This window comes from Kordia algicida OT-1, from assembly GCF_000154725.1.
GTDB lineage: Bacteria > Bacteroidota > Bacteroidia > Flavobacteriales > Flavobacteriaceae > Kordia > Kordia algicida.
Genome location: NZ_DS544873.1, coordinates 4590116 through 4605594 on the forward strand (window position 1 = coordinate 4590116; position 15479 = coordinate 4605594).

At 32.8% G+C, this 15479-nt stretch carries 21 protein-coding genes; 12 read left to right on the forward strand and 9 right to left on the reverse strand.

Annotated features, from left to right (window positions below):
* Nucleotides 1–88 precede the first annotated feature (88 nt).
* Together KAOT1_RS23120 and KAOT1_RS19675 are read left to right on the forward strand one after the other, a co-directional pair.
* Nucleotides 89–376 carry a hypothetical protein gene (locus KAOT1_RS23120; RefSeq protein WP_157560207.1) on the forward strand — a complete coding sequence of 96 codons (288 nt, stop codon included), beginning with the start codon at nt 89–91 and terminating at the stop codon, nt 374–376.
* Between the two features lies 1 nt (nt 377).
* The gene (locus KAOT1_RS19675; protein ID WP_007096661.1) at nt 378–1034 is read left to right on the forward strand and encodes an ATP-binding cassette domain-containing protein; all 657 of its coding nucleotides are present in this window, start codon (nt 378–380) and stop codon (nt 1032–1034) included.
* Between the two features lie 23 nt (nt 1035–1057).
* On the opposite strand, the gene KAOT1_RS19680 is transcribed toward KAOT1_RS19675, so the two are convergent.
* The 6 genes from KAOT1_RS19680 to yiaA form a co-directional block, all read right to left on the reverse strand.
* Nucleotides 1058–1270: a hypothetical protein gene (locus KAOT1_RS19680; RefSeq protein WP_007096662.1), complete on the reverse strand. Its 213-nt coding sequence runs from the start codon at nt 1268–1270 to the stop codon at nt 1058–1060.
* 21 nt (nt 1271–1291) lie between these two features.
* Nucleotides 1292–1846, reverse strand: coding sequence for a GDYXXLXY domain-containing protein (locus KAOT1_RS19685; protein WP_007096663.1), 555 nt, complete (start codon nt 1844–1846; stop codon nt 1292–1294).
* Nucleotides 1843–3123 (reverse strand): DUF2157 domain-containing protein, encoded by a 1281-nt coding sequence (locus KAOT1_RS19690; protein ID WP_007096664.1) that lies wholly within the window; start codon nt 3121–3123, stop codon nt 1843–1845. The genes KAOT1_RS19685 and KAOT1_RS19690 overlap by 4 nt, the downstream gene beginning before the upstream one ends.
* A 52-nt stretch (nt 3124–3175) precedes the next feature.
* Nucleotides 3176–3919 (reverse strand): toxin-antitoxin system YwqK family antitoxin, encoded by a 744-nt coding sequence (locus tag KAOT1_RS19695; protein ID WP_238528717.1) that lies wholly within the window; start codon nt 3917–3919, stop codon nt 3176–3178.
* A gap of 95 nt (nt 3920–4014) precedes the next feature.
* Nucleotides 4015–4509 carry a hypothetical protein gene (locus KAOT1_RS19700; protein WP_007096666.1) on the reverse strand — a complete coding sequence of 165 codons (495 nt, stop codon included), beginning with the start codon at nt 4507–4509 and terminating at the stop codon, nt 4015–4017.
* A gap of 87 nt (nt 4510–4596) precedes the next feature.
* On the reverse strand, nt 4597–5070 hold the full coding sequence (gene yiaA, locus KAOT1_RS19705) for an inner membrane protein YiaA (protein WP_007096667.1): 474 nt from the start codon (nt 5068–5070) through the stop codon (nt 4597–4599).
* 175 nt (nt 5071–5245) lie between these two features.
* Between yiaA and KAOT1_RS19710 the strand changes: the two genes are divergently transcribed.
* Nucleotides 5246–6745 (forward strand): tetratricopeptide repeat protein, encoded by a 1500-nt coding sequence (locus KAOT1_RS19710; RefSeq protein ID WP_007096668.1) that lies wholly within the window; start codon nt 5246–5248, stop codon nt 6743–6745.
* Between the two features lie 495 nt (nt 6746–7240).
* On the opposite strand, the gene KAOT1_RS22160 is transcribed toward KAOT1_RS19710, so the two are convergent.
* Both KAOT1_RS22160 and lysS read right to left on the reverse strand, forming a co-directional pair.
* Nucleotides 7241–8269: a hypothetical protein gene (locus tag KAOT1_RS22160; RefSeq protein ID WP_007096669.1), complete on the reverse strand. Its 1029-nt coding sequence runs from the start codon at nt 8267–8269 to the stop codon at nt 7241–7243.
* Nucleotides 8270–8371: 102 nt separating this feature from the next.
* Nucleotides 8372–10057, reverse strand: a complete 1686-nt coding sequence (lysS, locus tag KAOT1_RS19720) for a lysine--tRNA ligase (RefSeq protein WP_007096670.1) — start codon at nt 10055–10057, stop codon at nt 8372–8374.
* 171 nt (nt 10058–10228) lie between these two features.
* Between lysS and KAOT1_RS22450 the strand changes: the two genes are divergently transcribed.
* Both KAOT1_RS22450 and KAOT1_RS19730 read left to right on the forward strand, forming a co-directional pair.
* Nucleotides 10229–10387 (forward strand): YqaE/Pmp3 family membrane protein, encoded by a 159-nt coding sequence (locus tag KAOT1_RS22450; protein ID WP_083777329.1) that lies wholly within the window; start codon nt 10229–10231, stop codon nt 10385–10387.
* Between the two features lie 22 nt (nt 10388–10409).
* Nucleotides 10410–11165 (forward strand): hypothetical protein, encoded by a 756-nt coding sequence (locus KAOT1_RS19730; protein WP_007096672.1) that lies wholly within the window; start codon nt 10410–10412, stop codon nt 11163–11165.
* Nucleotides 11166–11344: 179 nt separating this feature from the next.
* Here KAOT1_RS19730 and KAOT1_RS19735 read toward each other — a convergent pair whose 3' ends face one another.
* A complete protein-coding gene (locus tag KAOT1_RS19735) occupies nt 11345–11557 on the reverse strand; it encodes a hypothetical protein (protein WP_007096673.1) in 213 nt (70 codons plus the stop codon).
* Between the two features lie 164 nt (nt 11558–11721).
* Here KAOT1_RS19735 and lipB point away from each other — a divergent pair, with 164 nt between their 5' ends.
* The 7 genes from lipB to KAOT1_RS19770 are packed head-to-tail and all read left to right on the forward strand — an operon-like array spanning nt 11722 to nt 15371.
* The gene (lipB, locus tag KAOT1_RS19740) at nt 11722–12429 is read left to right on the forward strand and encodes a lipoyl(octanoyl) transferase LipB (protein ID WP_007096674.1); all 708 of its coding nucleotides are present in this window, start codon (nt 11722–11724) and stop codon (nt 12427–12429) included.
* Nucleotide 12430: 1 nt separating this feature from the next.
* Nucleotides 12431–12904 carry a hypothetical protein gene (locus KAOT1_RS19745; RefSeq protein ID WP_007096675.1) on the forward strand — a complete coding sequence of 158 codons (474 nt, stop codon included), beginning with the start codon at nt 12431–12433 and terminating at the stop codon, nt 12902–12904.
* 15 nt (nt 12905–12919) lie between these two features.
* Entirely contained in the window at nt 12920–13390 is a 471-nt protein-coding gene (locus tag KAOT1_RS19750) for a hypothetical protein (RefSeq protein ID WP_007096676.1), read from the forward strand.
* Nucleotides 13391–13402: 12 nt separating this feature from the next.
* Nucleotides 13403–13888: a hypothetical protein gene (locus tag KAOT1_RS19755; protein ID WP_007096677.1), complete on the forward strand. Its 486-nt coding sequence runs from the start codon at nt 13403–13405 to the stop codon at nt 13886–13888.
* A 13-nt stretch (nt 13889–13901) separates the two neighbouring features.
* Entirely contained in the window at nt 13902–14381 is a 480-nt protein-coding gene (locus tag KAOT1_RS19760) for a hypothetical protein (protein ID WP_007096678.1), read from the forward strand.
* A gap of 15 nt (nt 14382–14396) precedes the next feature.
* Entirely contained in the window at nt 14397–14876 is a 480-nt protein-coding gene (locus tag KAOT1_RS19765; protein WP_007096679.1) for a hypothetical protein, read from the forward strand.
* 15 nt (nt 14877–14891) lie between these two features.
* The gene (locus tag KAOT1_RS19770) at nt 14892–15371 is read left to right on the forward strand and encodes a hypothetical protein (protein WP_007096680.1); all 480 of its coding nucleotides are present in this window, start codon (nt 14892–14894) and stop codon (nt 15369–15371) included.
* Nucleotides 15372–15479: the final 108 nt, after the last annotated feature.

Consider the following 15479-nt stretch of genomic DNA (forward strand, 5'->3'; position numbering starts at 1 on the left):
TTTGGCAATTGTTTAACAGTCTTTATGTTCTCGTTAACGATTCTTATTTGCTGAAATTCTTTTCTTTGAGAATCATCAACAACCAACTATGAAATACATTACATATGTCTTTTTTTATGCGCGCGAATTATTAGTGCTTTCCATATTTTTAACCGTTATGTATGTGGTGTGTCATCTATCTGGACTTTCCATATTGCCTTTTGTGATTGTTGCAAAATTGATCTTACCCATGGTGTTTTTCATCACTAAAAAAATGAACGATCATAGCACCTTATATTTTTTATACAATCTTGGCATGCGCAATCGTACGATTTTATTGTTACTTTATTTTTTCACTACTGTAGATGTGTTTCTGCTGCAATTCATCCTTAGTTAATATGTTGGAAGTTGACAACATAGAAAAGTATTACGGTAGCGTTCAAATATTGTACGGTGTATATTTGAAGGCGGAAGAAGGTGAAATTACAGGAATCTTAGGTAGCAATGGTTGTGGAAAAAGTACGTTGTTGAAGATTATTTTTGGTTCGCTCAAATCAAAATACAAATTGATTAAAGTTGATGGAACTGTGATTCGGCAGAAGCTGTATGCAACCGGAATTGTCAAATATTTGCCACAACATAACTTTATTCCTGAGTTTCTATCCATTCGGAAAGCGTTGCAATTGTATGACGTTTCAGAAACAGATTTTCATGATTTCTTTGTTGAAGAAAATTTTAATTTATCACAAAAATTTGGAAACCTTTCTGGCGGACAACGCAGAATTGCAGAAGTATTTTTGACGTTAAAAACGCCTTCACGCATCATTTTGCTCGACGAACCTTTTTCGCACATTTCGCCTGTGCAAGTAGAAGCAATCAAGCAACTCATGCAAGTAGAAAAGCAACACAAAATGATTGTTATTACCGATCATTTATATCGAGAAATTACCGAAGTTTCTGATGTGATTTACTTAATCAAAAACGGAAGCTCCAAACGAATTGAAAAACTTACCGAATTGGAAGATTATAAATATATCTCTGTCGGGAGTTTGTAGAATTGTGGCAACTCCTTTTTATTTTATAAATATTTACTAGGCGAATAACTAATAGTACTTGCCAAAGCATCTACAAAAGATTCGCCTTCGGTTTTATATTTTTCTACTTCTTCAGGAGTTAGTTTGTGTTCAATCTCATAAATACCAATCATTCCACAAATGACAGTCAATGTATATGTGCCAACATCATTAATGAAAAAGGTATATTTCCAATCTTTCTGCAAAAGTACTTTCATAGTTCTGATAATTTGAAAAAGTTACTTCTCAACGGCATCTTTCAGTGATTTTCCATCAATAATTACATCGGTCAATACATGTGTACCATCTTTAATATGGACAATTGCATATGCATTTTGTTTTTCGCTGTCTCTATTATTGTCCCAATACAAACGCTCTGCATCATACGCTTTCGATTCTTCCATATAGTAAGTGCTAAAAGGCAAATCAAAATAAACTTTTCCAGCATAATGACTGCTTGTTTCTACTTTTACATAATCAAATTCGCTGTTAGGTAACAATTCTTTTGATAAGGTTTCTAGTACAGCAAATCCATTTTCATCTTTCGAAAAATACGCGTATACATCATTGTTATACTGTAAACTTTCATCATCTGTTTCATACGAACTAATGTTAAAGCGCAAGGTTACATATTTTCCGCGAAACGGATCACTTGGATCAATTGGTGCAGTTCTGAATTTGTATACATTGTCTGAAGCAATGGTTTGTTCGTATTTAAAAATTGTTTGTGCGGAAGCAGCAATTTGTGCCACAACCATAATTCCAAAAAGGATGTATATATATGTTTTTTTCATTTTTTCTGTGCTTTACGTTTTTGTTTTTTAAACATGATGTAGTTTGTGGCGAAGAAACCTGCACCAATAAGGACAAATAAAAGTCCACGCATGACATAGCTAATATTCGTATCAAAAAAACGACAAGTAATAAGTGCCGCAATAATCAGCATTCCATAGTTTAAAATACCAAAGTGAAATGTATCCGCGCCAAGCTTAATTGCTGTGATTCCCAAGATAAATAGTAAAATGTTTACAAGAATTGTTGCCGTTATTGCATTAAAAAGTCCAATCATAAAAATAATTCCAAAAACTATAAATACGAAGTTGAACAGATTCATCATTTTAAAGTTTTGGTGCTTACTGTTGAAATATAGAAGAATACTTGCAATTATGAATAAGATGACACATGATAAAAACTCTAGAGAATAAAATTGAACATCATCAAATTCATGTTTCCAAATGTATTTAAAACTCAAAATAAGAAGTAAAATAATGGTTCCTAATGAGCCTAAAAAACGATAGCCGTTCTGAATTAATGATTTGTCTTTAAAATACGGAAGTTGTCCAATGCCATAAAAAACACAAAATAGCAAAACGTACATGAGAAAACCGACTCCTTCACTATGATCTATACAAATTGGTAGCGCAATGATTACACTCAACGGAAATAACCAGTGCAATATGTTTGTGACTGCCGATGGAACTTTTGATTGAATCATTTGATAATATCGTGGCAAACTCAATGCTAGCAATACAAAATATAAATGCGGAATGGTGGTCGAACGACCATAACCAGCTTCAATAGCAAAATACGTGATAAAAATTAAGTGTAATATAACGGCGGTTTTCGATTTGGTGACATACAGAAGCGGAACACAAAGTACGATCCACGCCAATAAAAACGATTCTACATCGCCTGAAACATGATATACCTGACTTACCAATGCGATACATGCGCCAACAGCAAAAAACAGAAATGCAGTTGCGGCTTCTTTCCAAGCCATGCTTTTATCTTTAAAAATGCTGTAGCCTAATACTACTTGTCCGAGAATCATTGGTAAAAAGGCACATACAAGTTTGGTGACTTTTGAAAAATTGTCCCAATTGTGCGCCATGATTAAAATAATTCCCAATCCGACTAAAGTAGCGCCTAAAATTCCGAAAATCGTGAACAATTTGTTGGAGCCAGCTTCTTCAGAAGTTGCATAATAAGCTTTTATATTTTGAGCAATCTCGTCCGTAATAATGCCATTTTCGACCAATTCAGGCAACGCTCTTGTAATTTTTGAACTCATAATTTCAATGAAATAAGTTTAAATATATCAATTTATAATATCGTTCGTGTGTTTACCAGAATAAAAATGGACGATGTTTTTTTGTTTTAATAAGTTTTCCATTCAAGTCATAATATTTAAAAACACCTTTCTTTCTTCCTTTTTTATAATTTCCTTCTTCCTTCAATACATGATTTGGATGAAATTCTTTCCAATAGCCGTTTTTCACTGCTTTGTAATTGGAGGTATCTGACCAAAAAATATAATGCAAACCACCTTTATGTTTTTGAACAAACGAATTTCTGTGTGTTTCTGTTTTCGGTGCATAAAGCGGAATTTTGCCTTCATCAGTATATCCTGAATTGTATCCGATTTTTTTATCTATGATGACACAGTAAATCAATCGATCATTAATTTCAGTAGGTTTTATAGGATAATCGTTGTCTGTTGAAAGTCTGTTAACTAAAAATGAAACATGTGGAGTTTTTATAATCCAATACTGTTTTGCATTGGTCGTGGTCAGTTTTGCTTTCGGATATTTTTTATAAATATCTTCCACAGTTACTTTTCCCAATGCGATAAAAATGGAATCATTAATTGTTCCCGCAAAAGGTTTGTACAAATGTACTTTATGAACAATTTCTTGAGTTTCATGATTTGTTTGAAACAAAATTCCCAATCGTTCAATATAAAGAGAATTCAAACTTCCATAATAATCTCCACAACGATCTGTATGCGGACAATCGGACGTTAAAGTATCTTTGATAATTTCTGCCTGATAATTTTTTAAAACATCAGGACGAGTGGAATAACCCAACTCAATAACGTTGAAAAATTTGCCAGGAACAATAGTTTTATTTTGGCTAAAACAAGTCAATGAAATAAATATAAGTAAGATTGTAATTTTTAAATTCATAATTTGGATTCTTGTGAAACCGTTTGCGTCTTTAAAAAGCCTCCAATAGCTTGCATTACTGATGGAATTATAGAAAAGGATATTAAAAAAACATGACGAATAACCGTATTTAGTTGATGTGTTTTAAAGTAATCAGAAAAGCAAAAGGGTAATTCCGTTGGAACTACATATATTCTGTAAAGGAACCATAATATACCATCATTTCCTTTTTTCCAATTTAGATCTGTTGGTGAGTTAATAAAAGCGGCAAGCCAAATACAAATTCCAATAAAAGTTATAATCCAATATTGTTTTAATTGAAATTTTTCTGTTTTTCTTGTGATAAGATAACCACTAACTAGATAAAAACTTAACACTAATAAAAAGTGAAAAATGGCGGTTATAATCTCTATAATGTCATTTCCTTCAAAGCTATGTAAATGGATAAGACCAAAAATGGAAATGATAAATATTATAATGTGTGCTAAAAGTAAATAGACTTGCTTACTCATTTAGAAATAGATTAAAATTTAAAAACAAACCTCGCAACAACATACAATCATCATTGTGTTACGAGGTTCTTGGTAATCAACCAACATTTAAGCTTCTTGATTTTTTAATCCATGTAAATCTCTAGTATTTTTCTGTACGGCAACAGATGCGAATAAACTCAGTGCAAACGACATTCCGTAGAATCCTTTTTCGCTCAATTCCAATTCAGCTTTCCACAATCCGACTACTAATAATAGTACGGAAGCAATTGTTGTAAACCAGCTAATTCCATAATAGATATCTGTCACAGGAATTCCTTCCATTCGGTCTCTTACAGATTTTTGAACGGAAACGACGGAGAACAATCCGAATAGTAAAATGGTAAAATAATATCCTTTTTCGTTCAACTCCATGCCTGCGTTCCACAATCCGACACAATACGCAACCATTCCGATAAATAATGCTGCCCAAGATGCAGAGATAAATGCAGGTGTTGGCTTAAAAGGATTTTTTTCTTCTCTTTTAGAAGGTAAACTTTTCTTTGTTTTTTCTTCTGAACTTAAAAATGTTTGGTTTTCCATAATGGTATTTTTAAATGTTACTTGATTTTTTGTTTGTTAATTACAGGACAAATATGCGATCGGAATTTTAGCTACAAAACTCTATTTTTCATAAAAAAGGATTATATTTATAGTGATAAATAATATTTAAATAATTGATTAATAGTTATTTAAATATTTAAAAACAGCCGATATAATGATTGCAATTGATACAATTATTTCTCAGTTTTCAACGGAAGAACAACAGGAATTTATAAAATACCTTACGTATAAGAACAAACGACATGACACTAAGAATGTGCAATTGTTTAAGTTGTTATTGGCGAATTGTCCTGGAAAAGAAATTCCCAAAAAGTTATACGGAAAAGATAATAAAACGGCCTATCACGGATTGCGGAAACGTCTGTGGAGTTCGTTACTCGATTTTATGGCAACACAAAGTTTGACGCATGAAGTTTCCGTGGAACTCGATATTACCAAACGTGTATTAGTCGCTCGAAACCTATTGCAACAAAAACAATTTAAAACAGCTTTTAAAGTTTTGGACAAAGCAGAAAAGAAAGCACGTGAATCGTTGCATTTTTCATTACTGAATGAAGTCTATCACACACAAATACAATATGCGCACACGACACCATTTGCACCACCATTAGAAACGATAATTGCAAAATTTACGGCAAATCAGAAGGATTTTTTACAGGAAGAAAAGTTAAATATGGCGTATGCAGTTATCAAAGAAAACCTGCAAAAAGTCGTTTATCAAGGAGAAATTATATCATTTCAAAAGTTAATTCAGCAAACCTATGAGCGATTTGAAATTTCGCAAGAAATCGGGTTGTCCTATAAATCGTTGTATCAATTGGCGCAAATTGTAAACTCAGTAGCTTCTGTAACGAAAGATTATTTTAACGTAGCGCCATTTTTGTTGGAAAATTACAAAGACATTTCCAACCGATTGAAACAAACCGACAAACATTTATTTTATCACATCAAGGTATTGTATTTGATTGCAAACATTTTCTTTAGAAAGAAAGAATTCGCAGAAAGCTTACAATATTTAAGTTTGATGAATACCGAAATGCAAAAACAAAAACAGCGCTATTACAAAAGTTCATTGTTAACGTATCAAACATTATTGGCGTTAAATCAAAATTATTCAGGAAATTCAGCAGAAGCAATTCAGCTTTTGGAAGAAGTTGCAAAGGTTAAAAAGTACGATTTGGAAGCGATGTTGGACATCCATTTAAGCTTAATTGTATTCTATTTTCAACAAGGCGAATTCAAAAAAGCACAGCAAACCTTTGCAAAATTTTATCATACAGACAAGTGGTACGAAGAAAAAGCTGGTGTAGAATGGGTGATTAAGAAGAACTTAATTGAATTATTATTACACATCGAATTGGGCAATATTTCGTATGTTGATTCGCGATTTACAAGTTTCCAACGAAAATACTATCCATTTTTGAAAAAAGCTGGCGAACAACGTGTCATTACCTTTTTAAAATTTGTAAAACAATACTATCACGCGCCTGAAACTGTAACGAGTGAAGCTTTTAAAACTTCCGTAGAAAGTTCTTTTGAATGGAAAAGTCGTGTAGAAGAAGATATTTTTGTGATGAGTTTTTACGCGTGGCTGAAAGCAAAAATGAACAAAACAGATTTATATCAAACAACGTTAGATTTGGTGAAAAATTGATTTTTGTGAATTGAAAGATTAAATGATTCAAGAATTGAAAAACTTATGAAACGTCTTTGCGAAAGTTTTGAAAAAACTTACGGCAATCTTTTCCCTAAGAAAACTCAGTGTTTATTCAGCGACAGACTACCACGTCGTAAACTCCTCGTAGTGACGTTACTACTATGCTACAAATTCCTAGACGTCTGATCGAGTGGAAAATGGGATACCATTTTTTGTATCGGGATCGGCTAGTTTATGCTAAATTCCTCTTTGTTTCAAAATACCAAGAGCGAAGTGATACCAAGATATCAATATTCCAAAAGGCAAAGTCAAGTCTAAAAGCAAAGCAAATCTATTAATACCCAAAAATAAGTCGCCATTCAACATTTAAAATTTAAAATAAAAAAGAACACTCTACAGTATTTACAGTTTCTTGAAATCCAATAATACTATCAAAAACAACCTTGAATCCTTTAATTTTTAAATCTTTGAATTGAGCGAAGCGAACCAAACCTACCTAATCTTCAAATAATAATCCAAATACTTTCGAGTATACGCGTAATTCGGTGTTTCGTCAATTCTATTTTTAGAGATAAAATGGAAAAAGTAACGTTTGCCTTTATATTCCACAAGTGTAGCAGCGCCATAAATTGCGATTCCTTCCGTGAGAATAGAAAACTTTTCTTCTTTCACAATTAAATCTTCTACATTTCGATTGGTCGTACGTTCATGATAAAAATAATCGTCATTCGCTTCGTTTAAGAATTGTTTTCGGTGCGCAATCCATTGTTCTGTAAGCGACATATTTGGCATAACTTTTACTTCATCATAGAAAAAATAATACTTCGAAAATTTTGCTAACATGGGCGTTGTTGGAAACGAAGTAGTATCATACATGTGATATCTTCGGAACAAGCGTACTTGCACATGCGGAATGATATCTGTGATAGAATCTTTTTCCAGTTGTACCACTTCTCGCAATGGTTTATTCTTTCCAACAATCAATTTTGCAGCATTTACGCTCGAAATTCTTTTATCGCGCTTTTTCCTTTTTTTCTCAGTGGTGTATCTCTTATCTCTTAAAAAATCTTCCATTTTTGAGGAACTCGTATTGTTAGAAGATTGATAATTGATAAACCTTAAAAGTAGTCTCACCACGATAATGGCAATTACAATATATGCTGGAATTTTAAAGCCGTTTGCACAACCAGATTTCTGTTTTGGTGGAATGTAAGTTGGTGGATATTTTTTCTCCTGACGTTCATCAATTTCAAATCGTTGTAAACGTTCGAATTTGTTAGAGTTTGAAGTTGAACCTGAACTTGAAGTTGAACCTGAACTTGAATTTGAACTTGAATTTGAACTTGAAGCCGAATCTGAAGTTGTTTCTGAATTCGTGTTCGATTTTACAGGCGAATTGGAAACAGGAGTTGCATCTGACTTTTTATGTTCAGATTTATTACTAAAGGTAAACTTTCGTTTCGAATCTTTTTTCGAACGATCTCGTTTTTTATCATATTCAGAACGTCGGGAACGTTTCACGCTTATTTGTTTTTTCGGTTTTAAAAGTACAAAAAAAGGAACTACAATTTGCAGTTCCTTTGATACTATATATTAATGTACACTGAGCGGAGTCGAAGTGTACTAGACCATCTCAACAAAAAGTCCGTCATCATTTTTCTCTACTTTCGCCAAGCTATTTTTTGTCAATTCTTTAATAGACTTGTCCCATTTTTTATTAGACAATCCTGATTGTACTTTTAAATCTCCTAAAGCAATTCGTTCCGCTTTCTTTAAAATGTCCAACACTGCTTTGGCTTCATCTGTTAACGGAATTTGCTTGCGTTCTGGCTTCATTTGTGGGAAGAACAATACTTCTTGTATAGATGCATTATTGGTTAAATACATAATCAAACGATCCATTCCAATTCCTAAACCAGATGTTGGAGGCATTCCATATTCTAGCGCGCGAATAAAATCATTGTCGATAAACATTGCTTCGTCGTCTCCTTTTTCAGAAAGTTTCAATTGTGCTTCAAAACGTTCGCGCTGATCGATTGGATCATTCAACTCCGAATAGGCATTTGCGATTTCTTTTCCACAAACCATCAATTCAAAACGTTCTGTCAATTCAGGGTTTTCGCGGTGTTCTTTACACAACGGACTCATTTCTTTTGGATAATCGGTAATGAACGTTGGTTCAATATAATTTCCTTCACATTTTTCACCGAAAATTTCATCAATCAATTTTCCTTTCCCCATGGTTTCATCCACTTCAATTCCCATGCTTTTAGCAGCTTCACGAAGTTCTTCTTCAGATTTTCCAGTAATATCAAAACCTGTAAAATCAATAATGGATTGTGTCATGGTCACACGTTTGTACGGCGCTTTAAAATCAATTTTATGTTCGCCAAAAGTAGCTTCTGTCGTTCCGTTTACGGCAATTGCACAGTGTTCTAATAAACTTTCTGTGAATTCCATCATCCAATTGTAATCTTTATAAGCGACATAAATTTCCATCGCAGTAAATTCTGGATTGTGCGTACGATCCATTCCTTCATTACGGAAGTTTTTAGAAAATTCATACACACCATCAAATCCACCAACAATCAATCTTTTTAAATACAATTCATTGGCAATTCGCATATACAACGGAATGTTCAACGAGTTGTGATGTGTTACAAACGGACGTGCTGCTGCGCCACCAGGAATGGGTTGTAAAATTGGTGTTTCTACTTCAAAATAACCTGCGTCATTAAAAAAGTTTCGCATCGCGTTGAATAACTTTGTGCGTTTTACAAACACTTCTTTTACTTCTGGATTTACGACTAAATCAGCATAACGCTGGCGGTAACGTTGCTCAGGATCATCAAACTTGTCATAAACAACACCATCTTTTTCTTTAGGAAGTGGCAACGGTTTTAGAGCTTTACTTAATAAGGTAAAATTCTTTACCATTACTGTTTTTTCACCAACTTTTGTTGTGAATAATTCGCCTTCAATTCCGATAAAATCTCCAATATCAAGTAATTTTTTGTACACATTATTATAATGTGATTTATCTTCTCCAGGACAAATTTCGTCTCTGTTAAAATACACTTGAATTTTTCCGTCGGCATCTTGTAATTCGGCAAATGAGGCTGATCCTTGAATACGGCGAGACATCAATCTACCTGCAATTATCACCTGTTTTCCTTCTGCAAACGTTTCCTTTACCTGTTTCGAAGTGTGATTTACAGGATAAAGATTTGCTGGATACGGGTTAATGCCGAGTTCGCGTAACTTTGAAAGTTTTTCTCTACGAACGATTTCTTGCTCTGATAATTGCATAGTTTTATTTGTAAAATTAAGTTTGCAAAGATAAATACATTTCATTAGTATACCAATGTATTGATTTGGAAATATTTGAAGCTTTTATAGATTGTGAACACTAGACTTGTGTAACATTTTTACGTTTTTTGAGTCATATACATATCATCAATCATCAAATTAAAAAACAATATGAGTATATGGAGAGTATTATTGGCAATTATATTTCCACCTTTAGCTGTGCTAGATAAAGGTTGCGGATCAATTTTAATTGTCTTTATTTTGTGGCTTTGCGGATGGGTTCCAGGAACCATTGCCGCTTTAGTAATAGTAAATAACCCGAAACGATAAATAAACATTTAATTAAAAACACATGAAAAAAATTTATTTAGGACTGCTAGTTGCGTTTGTAACGCTTTTTACCAGTTGTAAGTTTACTGAAAACATTTACATTAATGACGACGGAACAGGTAAAGTTTCCTTTACGATGGATGGTTCTGAATTAATGGACATGATGGGCGAAGAAATGGCAAAAGAAGATGAAAAAGTCATTGATTCTACAATATCTTTCAAAGAATTGTTTAAGGAAAAACGTGATAGTATCTCAAAATTATCAGCAGAAGAACAAGAAAAGTTAAAACGATTGGAAGCATTTACGATGCGCATGCTAATGAATCCGAAAGAAAAGAAAATGGAAATGGATTTGTATGCAGATTTTGAAAGCGTGAATGAATTGCAAGATATGTTTGCCGCTATGAATACGGCTGGAAGCATGGATAAGAATAAAAAATCATCAGCTGGCGGCGGAGTGAATCCGATGTCATCTTTAAATTCTGATGGAGTTACCACAACCAATTATTCGTTTAAAAACAATGTGTTTTCACGTAATGTGGCAATTTTAGATCAGACAAAATTAGATTCGGTTTATCAGAATTTAGGACAAGCTAAAATGATGTTTGCAGCTTCAAGTTACACACTAAAGTATCATTTTCCGAAAAAAATAAAATCAGTTTCTTTAGAAAATGCAGTGATTAGCGAAGATGGAAAAAGCTTTACTGCAGAGTTGAATTTTATGGAATATCTGCAAAATCCTGAAACATTAAATGTAGAAGTGAAGTTGGAGAAATAAAAACTCACTTACAAAAATAGCAAAGAGGCTGTTTTAAAAGTTATTGTAAACGTCATTCTGGACTTGATTCAGAATCTTATTAAATTGATTTTCAATTGTTGTGAGAAACCGAATAGCATTCGATTTGACGAAATTTTGACTTTTAAGACAGCCTCTTTTTTTTAATCATTTTTTAGATGTTACATCTTACACCACTCACAAATGCTGTTGCAAGATACCGTTTTACAATCCCAAGGAAGTATAGAATGTACCGTAAGTACAATGGTTGGATTCGGGCATGCCAAACTAATCGCATTTTGTGCCTGATCCGCTTGTCCATTTTGCAATCCTCCTGAAATGTTAGCAACATTACTTTTTTTGAGTGACAATGATTTTAGTGTTTTTTTCTTCATGGTTTTTCTGTTTTTTGTTTCAGTACAAAGATCTTTAAAAGTGAAAACCTATAAAACAGCGATTTCACTAATTATGACTAGGGAAAAACACGGTGCGTGTTACAGGAATAAATAGTTTAAGTGATGACAAAACCGTATTTTTGTAGTCGTAAAAAGAAACTGCTTTGAACAAAACAATACAAGTACAAGATTTAGGTACGAGAGATTATAAGGAAACGTGGGATTTTCAGGAAGAACTTTTCAAGGAAATTTTAGATACTAAAATCAAAAATAGGCGTGAAGATGCTGGTTTGGAAACCGCAAATCACTTTTTATTTGTAGAACATCCACATGTATATACGCTTGGAAAAAGTGGCGACATGTCTAATTTATTGTTAGATGAAACACAACTTGCGGCAAAAGGTGCTACTTTTTATAAAATAAATCGTGGTGGCGATATTACCTATCACGGACCTGGACAAATTGTAGGATATCCTATTTTGGACTTAGAAAATTTCTTTACCGATATCCATAAATATTTACGATTACTCGAAGAAATGATTATTTTAACCTTGGCGGAATATGGTTTGAAAGCTACAAGAAGCGAAGGCGAAACAGGTGTTTGGTTGGATGTTGGGACACCATTTGCACGTAAAATTTGCGCCATGGGCGTTCGGGCAAGTCGTTGGGTAACCATGCACGGTTTTGCGTTGAATGTAAATGCAGATTTAGGATATTTTGACAATATTATTCCGTGTGGGATTCGTGGAAAAGCCGTTACTTCTTTGAATGTAGAATTAGGGAAAGTAAAAGTTGATGAAGCAGAAGTAAAAGAAAAATTGTTGCGTCATTTTAAAACATTGTTTGAAGCCGAATTAGAACTCAATACATAAGATGAAAGCTGTAAAAATAGGATTGCTCATTTTTACTGTACTCATCACAATATTGCTTTTTTTGTTGAGTTACCTTTTGTTTTCTAGGAGCAGAAGCTTTGAAAGTGCAGAATCGGCATTATTCTTTTTAGGTTGTACAAGCGCATTTAGTATTTATTTTCATGTAAAAACGTTGCGGTATTATCCGTTGTTTATTTTTGGAAAAACCATTGAAGAACTTTCTAAAAAATATTGGGCTTTGCATGTTGCTTTTGGCTTGATTAATTTTCTTCTGGGAATTGGTATTTTATTACCAACCATATATGCTAGTAATTTGGAAGTAAATATATATAGTGTTGTTGTCGCTATTTGTTTTATTATTTTCGGATTGGTCACACTTTGGGAATTGTACAAACTCAACAGGTTTGTGCAAGTGTACAAGCAACGTCGCCAACAACAACGAGAAATTGAAGATATTAAAGGAGCAACGCGCTAAATTCAAAAAAAGTATATGAAACTGCTCAAAATAGCACTTTTGGTAATTATCACAGGAATTGCGCTTATTTTTTCATACAGCGGATTGCGTTTTTTGTATAATGGATTTGGCAGACCACTCTATGATACCACAATGATACTGTTAACGATTACATTAACAAACCTCTGTGCAATCTATCATTTTACAACATTGAAGTATTACAAAACCAAACCATCACGGCGTTCGGTGTCAGTTATATTAAGAATTGGCGCTATTTGCTGTTCTCTTTTTGCATTTTATGTTTCTGGGTATGAAATTATAAAAATAGTGGGCAATCCGTATCAAGATTTGGCGATAGATGGCGAAATACTGATTATCATGTTTCTAGTATTTTTATTTGGATTTTTAAACATATTTGAGATTAATGAGCTTTATAAACGCATCAAACGTCTCAAAAAAGTAGCATTAGAAGAAGAAATTGGAGACATTGGCAACCTAACAAATTAGAAACAGTACTGCATGCGTTTTATAAAAATACTATTAATTGCGATTTGTTCCTTGATAATTTTAGGAATGTCATATGCAATTTGGGAACAAGATTCTTTTGATAAACTCCTAAAGTTTCCGCTATTTGCAAAAATTATCATTGGACTTGTGTTTGTACTTTCTACTCTGAATATTTTATATCACATTAAGAGTTTTCGTTTTTACAGGCGTGCAGCAAAACAAAATCTGCATAAAGACTTGTCTAAAATTCTATGGATTGGAACACTTTGCTTTTCCGCTTATATGTTGTTTCTTGTGGGACTTTCATTATATAATAATGCAGACAAATATTTGTCAAACAATTACGAGAGTGGCGATATTTTGATAATGTGTTTTTTAATTTCCTTAGCGTTTTTAGGTTTTCTAGAAGTGTCCATTCTGCGGAAGCGAATCAAAAGACTAAAAATAGAACATGATTCAAAAGATGAAATTAGTGACATTGGTAATTCAACACTATAAACTATTTTAGCATATGCGTTTTTTTAAAATAATTGCAACTCTTATCGGAATTATAAGCTTTGGAGTCATTAGCTATTTTTCAGGATTAGTATTTATTGTAGAAAAAAGTTCAAATCCTCCAGTCATCGCTTTACTGTATTTGATCGCAATTTTTGTTTTTTCAGCCTTAAATCTCATCTATCATTTTAAAAGTTATCATTTTTATAAAAAAACAGCTTATAAAACTATTCATAGAAAATTTTCAAAGTTGTTAATGGGAAGTGCTATTGTTTTTAATTGCTTGTTAATATTCCTTTTCGGACTCGCAGCTTATGATTATATTTTATACTTTCAATATCGTTCTGTTTTTGATACTAAAGATATCTTTATTATCATGACAGTATTCGTTTTTTCTGTAGTGGGATTTTTGGAAATGATGTTGCTTACAAAACGAATCAAAACTGTTCGTCAGGAAGTAGAAACACAAGAAGAAATTGAAAACATCGGAAGCTAAAATTTACAAAAATACATGCGCGCATTAAAAATTATACTCATTATCATTTTGGCAGTCTTCTTAATTGTCATGGCTTTAGGATTTGCAGACCTTCTCAGCAATAATGTCATTACACAGGAAGATAGACTTATAGCAATTACGATTGGACTTGGTTTTTCTCTAGGATTGATGGCTATGGTGTATCACATTAAAAGTTTCCGATTTTACAATAATCATACATCACAGAAGAAACTTTACAAAGTCGCTATTTCGTTGTGGATTGGCGCAATTCTTTCCGGTTTTTACTTTTCAAGCATTGGTTTTCTTTCGTTTTTAGGATATTTTCTGAGTATGTTAGACGGAAGCGATGAAAGCATTATGTCATTACTGATGATGTTTTCAATATTTCTATTTGGCGCGCTTAGTATGTTAGAAATTTTTATATTGAATAAACAGCTTAAAAAGCATCGCTTAAAACAAGAAACGGTAGAAGAAATTGATTTTATCGGAAATTAAAATTTACAAACGCACATGCAGACATTAAAAAAAACATTGCTCATTGTTCTTGGATTGATATTACTCGCTTTTTTAGTTGGAATTTTTAAAGTTCTGATAAAAAATTCAGATTTTGCATCCATCTTTTTCACTTTTGGATTCTTCGGACTCGGCATCGTATTTTGTCTTGTGGCAATATCCTATCATTTAAAAACACTGAAATATTTTGATGATGCAGCAATGTTGAAAAGGAATGAAGAACTTCCTGTGAAACTATGGATTTTTTCAATTATTGGATATCTCTATTTTATATTTATCAGTGGTATTTTTCTTTTGGTAATTTCGCAAAGAACGTTTTCAGTTACAACTTTCGATAGGATTTCAGCTTTCTTATTAGTATTTGCTATTTTGCTTTCAGTAGTTGGTGTTATAGAAACATTTATCACAAAAAAGAGAATTGCAAACCATCGAAAAAAAATGGTTGTTTTCCATGAAATTGATGAGATTGGAGATTGATTAGATTCGCTTTGCTCATCAATTCAATGATTTAAAAATTCAATAATTCAAGGTTGTTTCTGAGATCATTTTGATTTTAAGATACAATTGTAACGAATAACGAATAAC

Bases quoted from the DNA above. Each gene is read 5' to 3' on its own strand.
- KAOT1_RS23120 (WP_157560207.1), top strand. From the start codon at position 89: ATGAAATACATTACATATGTCTTTTTTTATGCGCGCGAATTATTAGTG.
- KAOT1_RS19675 (WP_007096661.1), top strand. From the start codon at position 378: ATGTTGGAAGTTGACAACATAGAAAAGTATTACGGTAGCGTTCAAATA.
- KAOT1_RS19680 (WP_007096662.1), bottom strand. From the start codon at position 1,270: ATGAAAGTACTTTTGCAGAAAGATTGGAAATATACCTTTTTCATTAAT.
- KAOT1_RS19685 (WP_007096663.1), bottom strand. From the start codon at position 1,846: ATGAAAAAAACATATATATACATCCTTTTTGGAATTATGGTTGTGGCA.
- KAOT1_RS19690 (WP_007096664.1), bottom strand. From the start codon at position 3,123: ATGAGTTCAAAAATTACAAGAGCGTTGCCTGAATTGGTCGAAAATGGC.
- KAOT1_RS19700 (WP_007096666.1), bottom strand. From the start codon at position 4,509: ATGAGTAAGCAAGTCTATTTACTTTTAGCACACATTATAATATTTATC.
- yiaA (WP_007096667.1), bottom strand. From the start codon at position 5,070: ATGGAAAACCAAACATTTTTAAGTTCAGAAGAAAAAACAAAGAAAAGT.
- KAOT1_RS19710 (WP_007096668.1), top strand. From the start codon at position 5,246: ATGATTGCAATTGATACAATTATTTCTCAGTTTTCAACGGAAGAACAA.
- lysS (WP_007096670.1), bottom strand. From the start codon at position 10,057: ATGCAATTATCAGAGCAAGAAATCGTTCGTAGAGAAAAACTTTCAAAG.
- KAOT1_RS22450 (WP_083777329.1), top strand. From the start codon at position 10,229: ATGAGTATATGGAGAGTATTATTGGCAATTATATTTCCACCTTTAGCT.
- KAOT1_RS19730 (WP_007096672.1), top strand. From the start codon at position 10,410: ATGAAAAAAATTTATTTAGGACTGCTAGTTGCGTTTGTAACGCTTTTT.
- KAOT1_RS19735 (WP_007096673.1), bottom strand. From the start codon at position 11,557: ATGAAGAAAAAAACACTAAAATCATTGTCACTCAAAAAAAGTAATGTT.
- KAOT1_RS19745 (WP_007096675.1), top strand. From the start codon at position 12,431: ATGAAAGCTGTAAAAATAGGATTGCTCATTTTTACTGTACTCATCACA.
- KAOT1_RS19750 (WP_007096676.1), top strand. From the start codon at position 12,920: ATGAAACTGCTCAAAATAGCACTTTTGGTAATTATCACAGGAATTGCG.
- KAOT1_RS19755 (WP_007096677.1), top strand. From the start codon at position 13,403: ATGCGTTTTATAAAAATACTATTAATTGCGATTTGTTCCTTGATAATT.
- KAOT1_RS19760 (WP_007096678.1), top strand. From the start codon at position 13,902: ATGCGTTTTTTTAAAATAATTGCAACTCTTATCGGAATTATAAGCTTT.
- KAOT1_RS19765 (WP_007096679.1), top strand. From the start codon at position 14,397: ATGCGCGCATTAAAAATTATACTCATTATCATTTTGGCAGTCTTCTTA.
- KAOT1_RS19770 (WP_007096680.1), top strand. From the start codon at position 14,892: ATGCAGACATTAAAAAAAACATTGCTCATTGTTCTTGGATTGATATTA.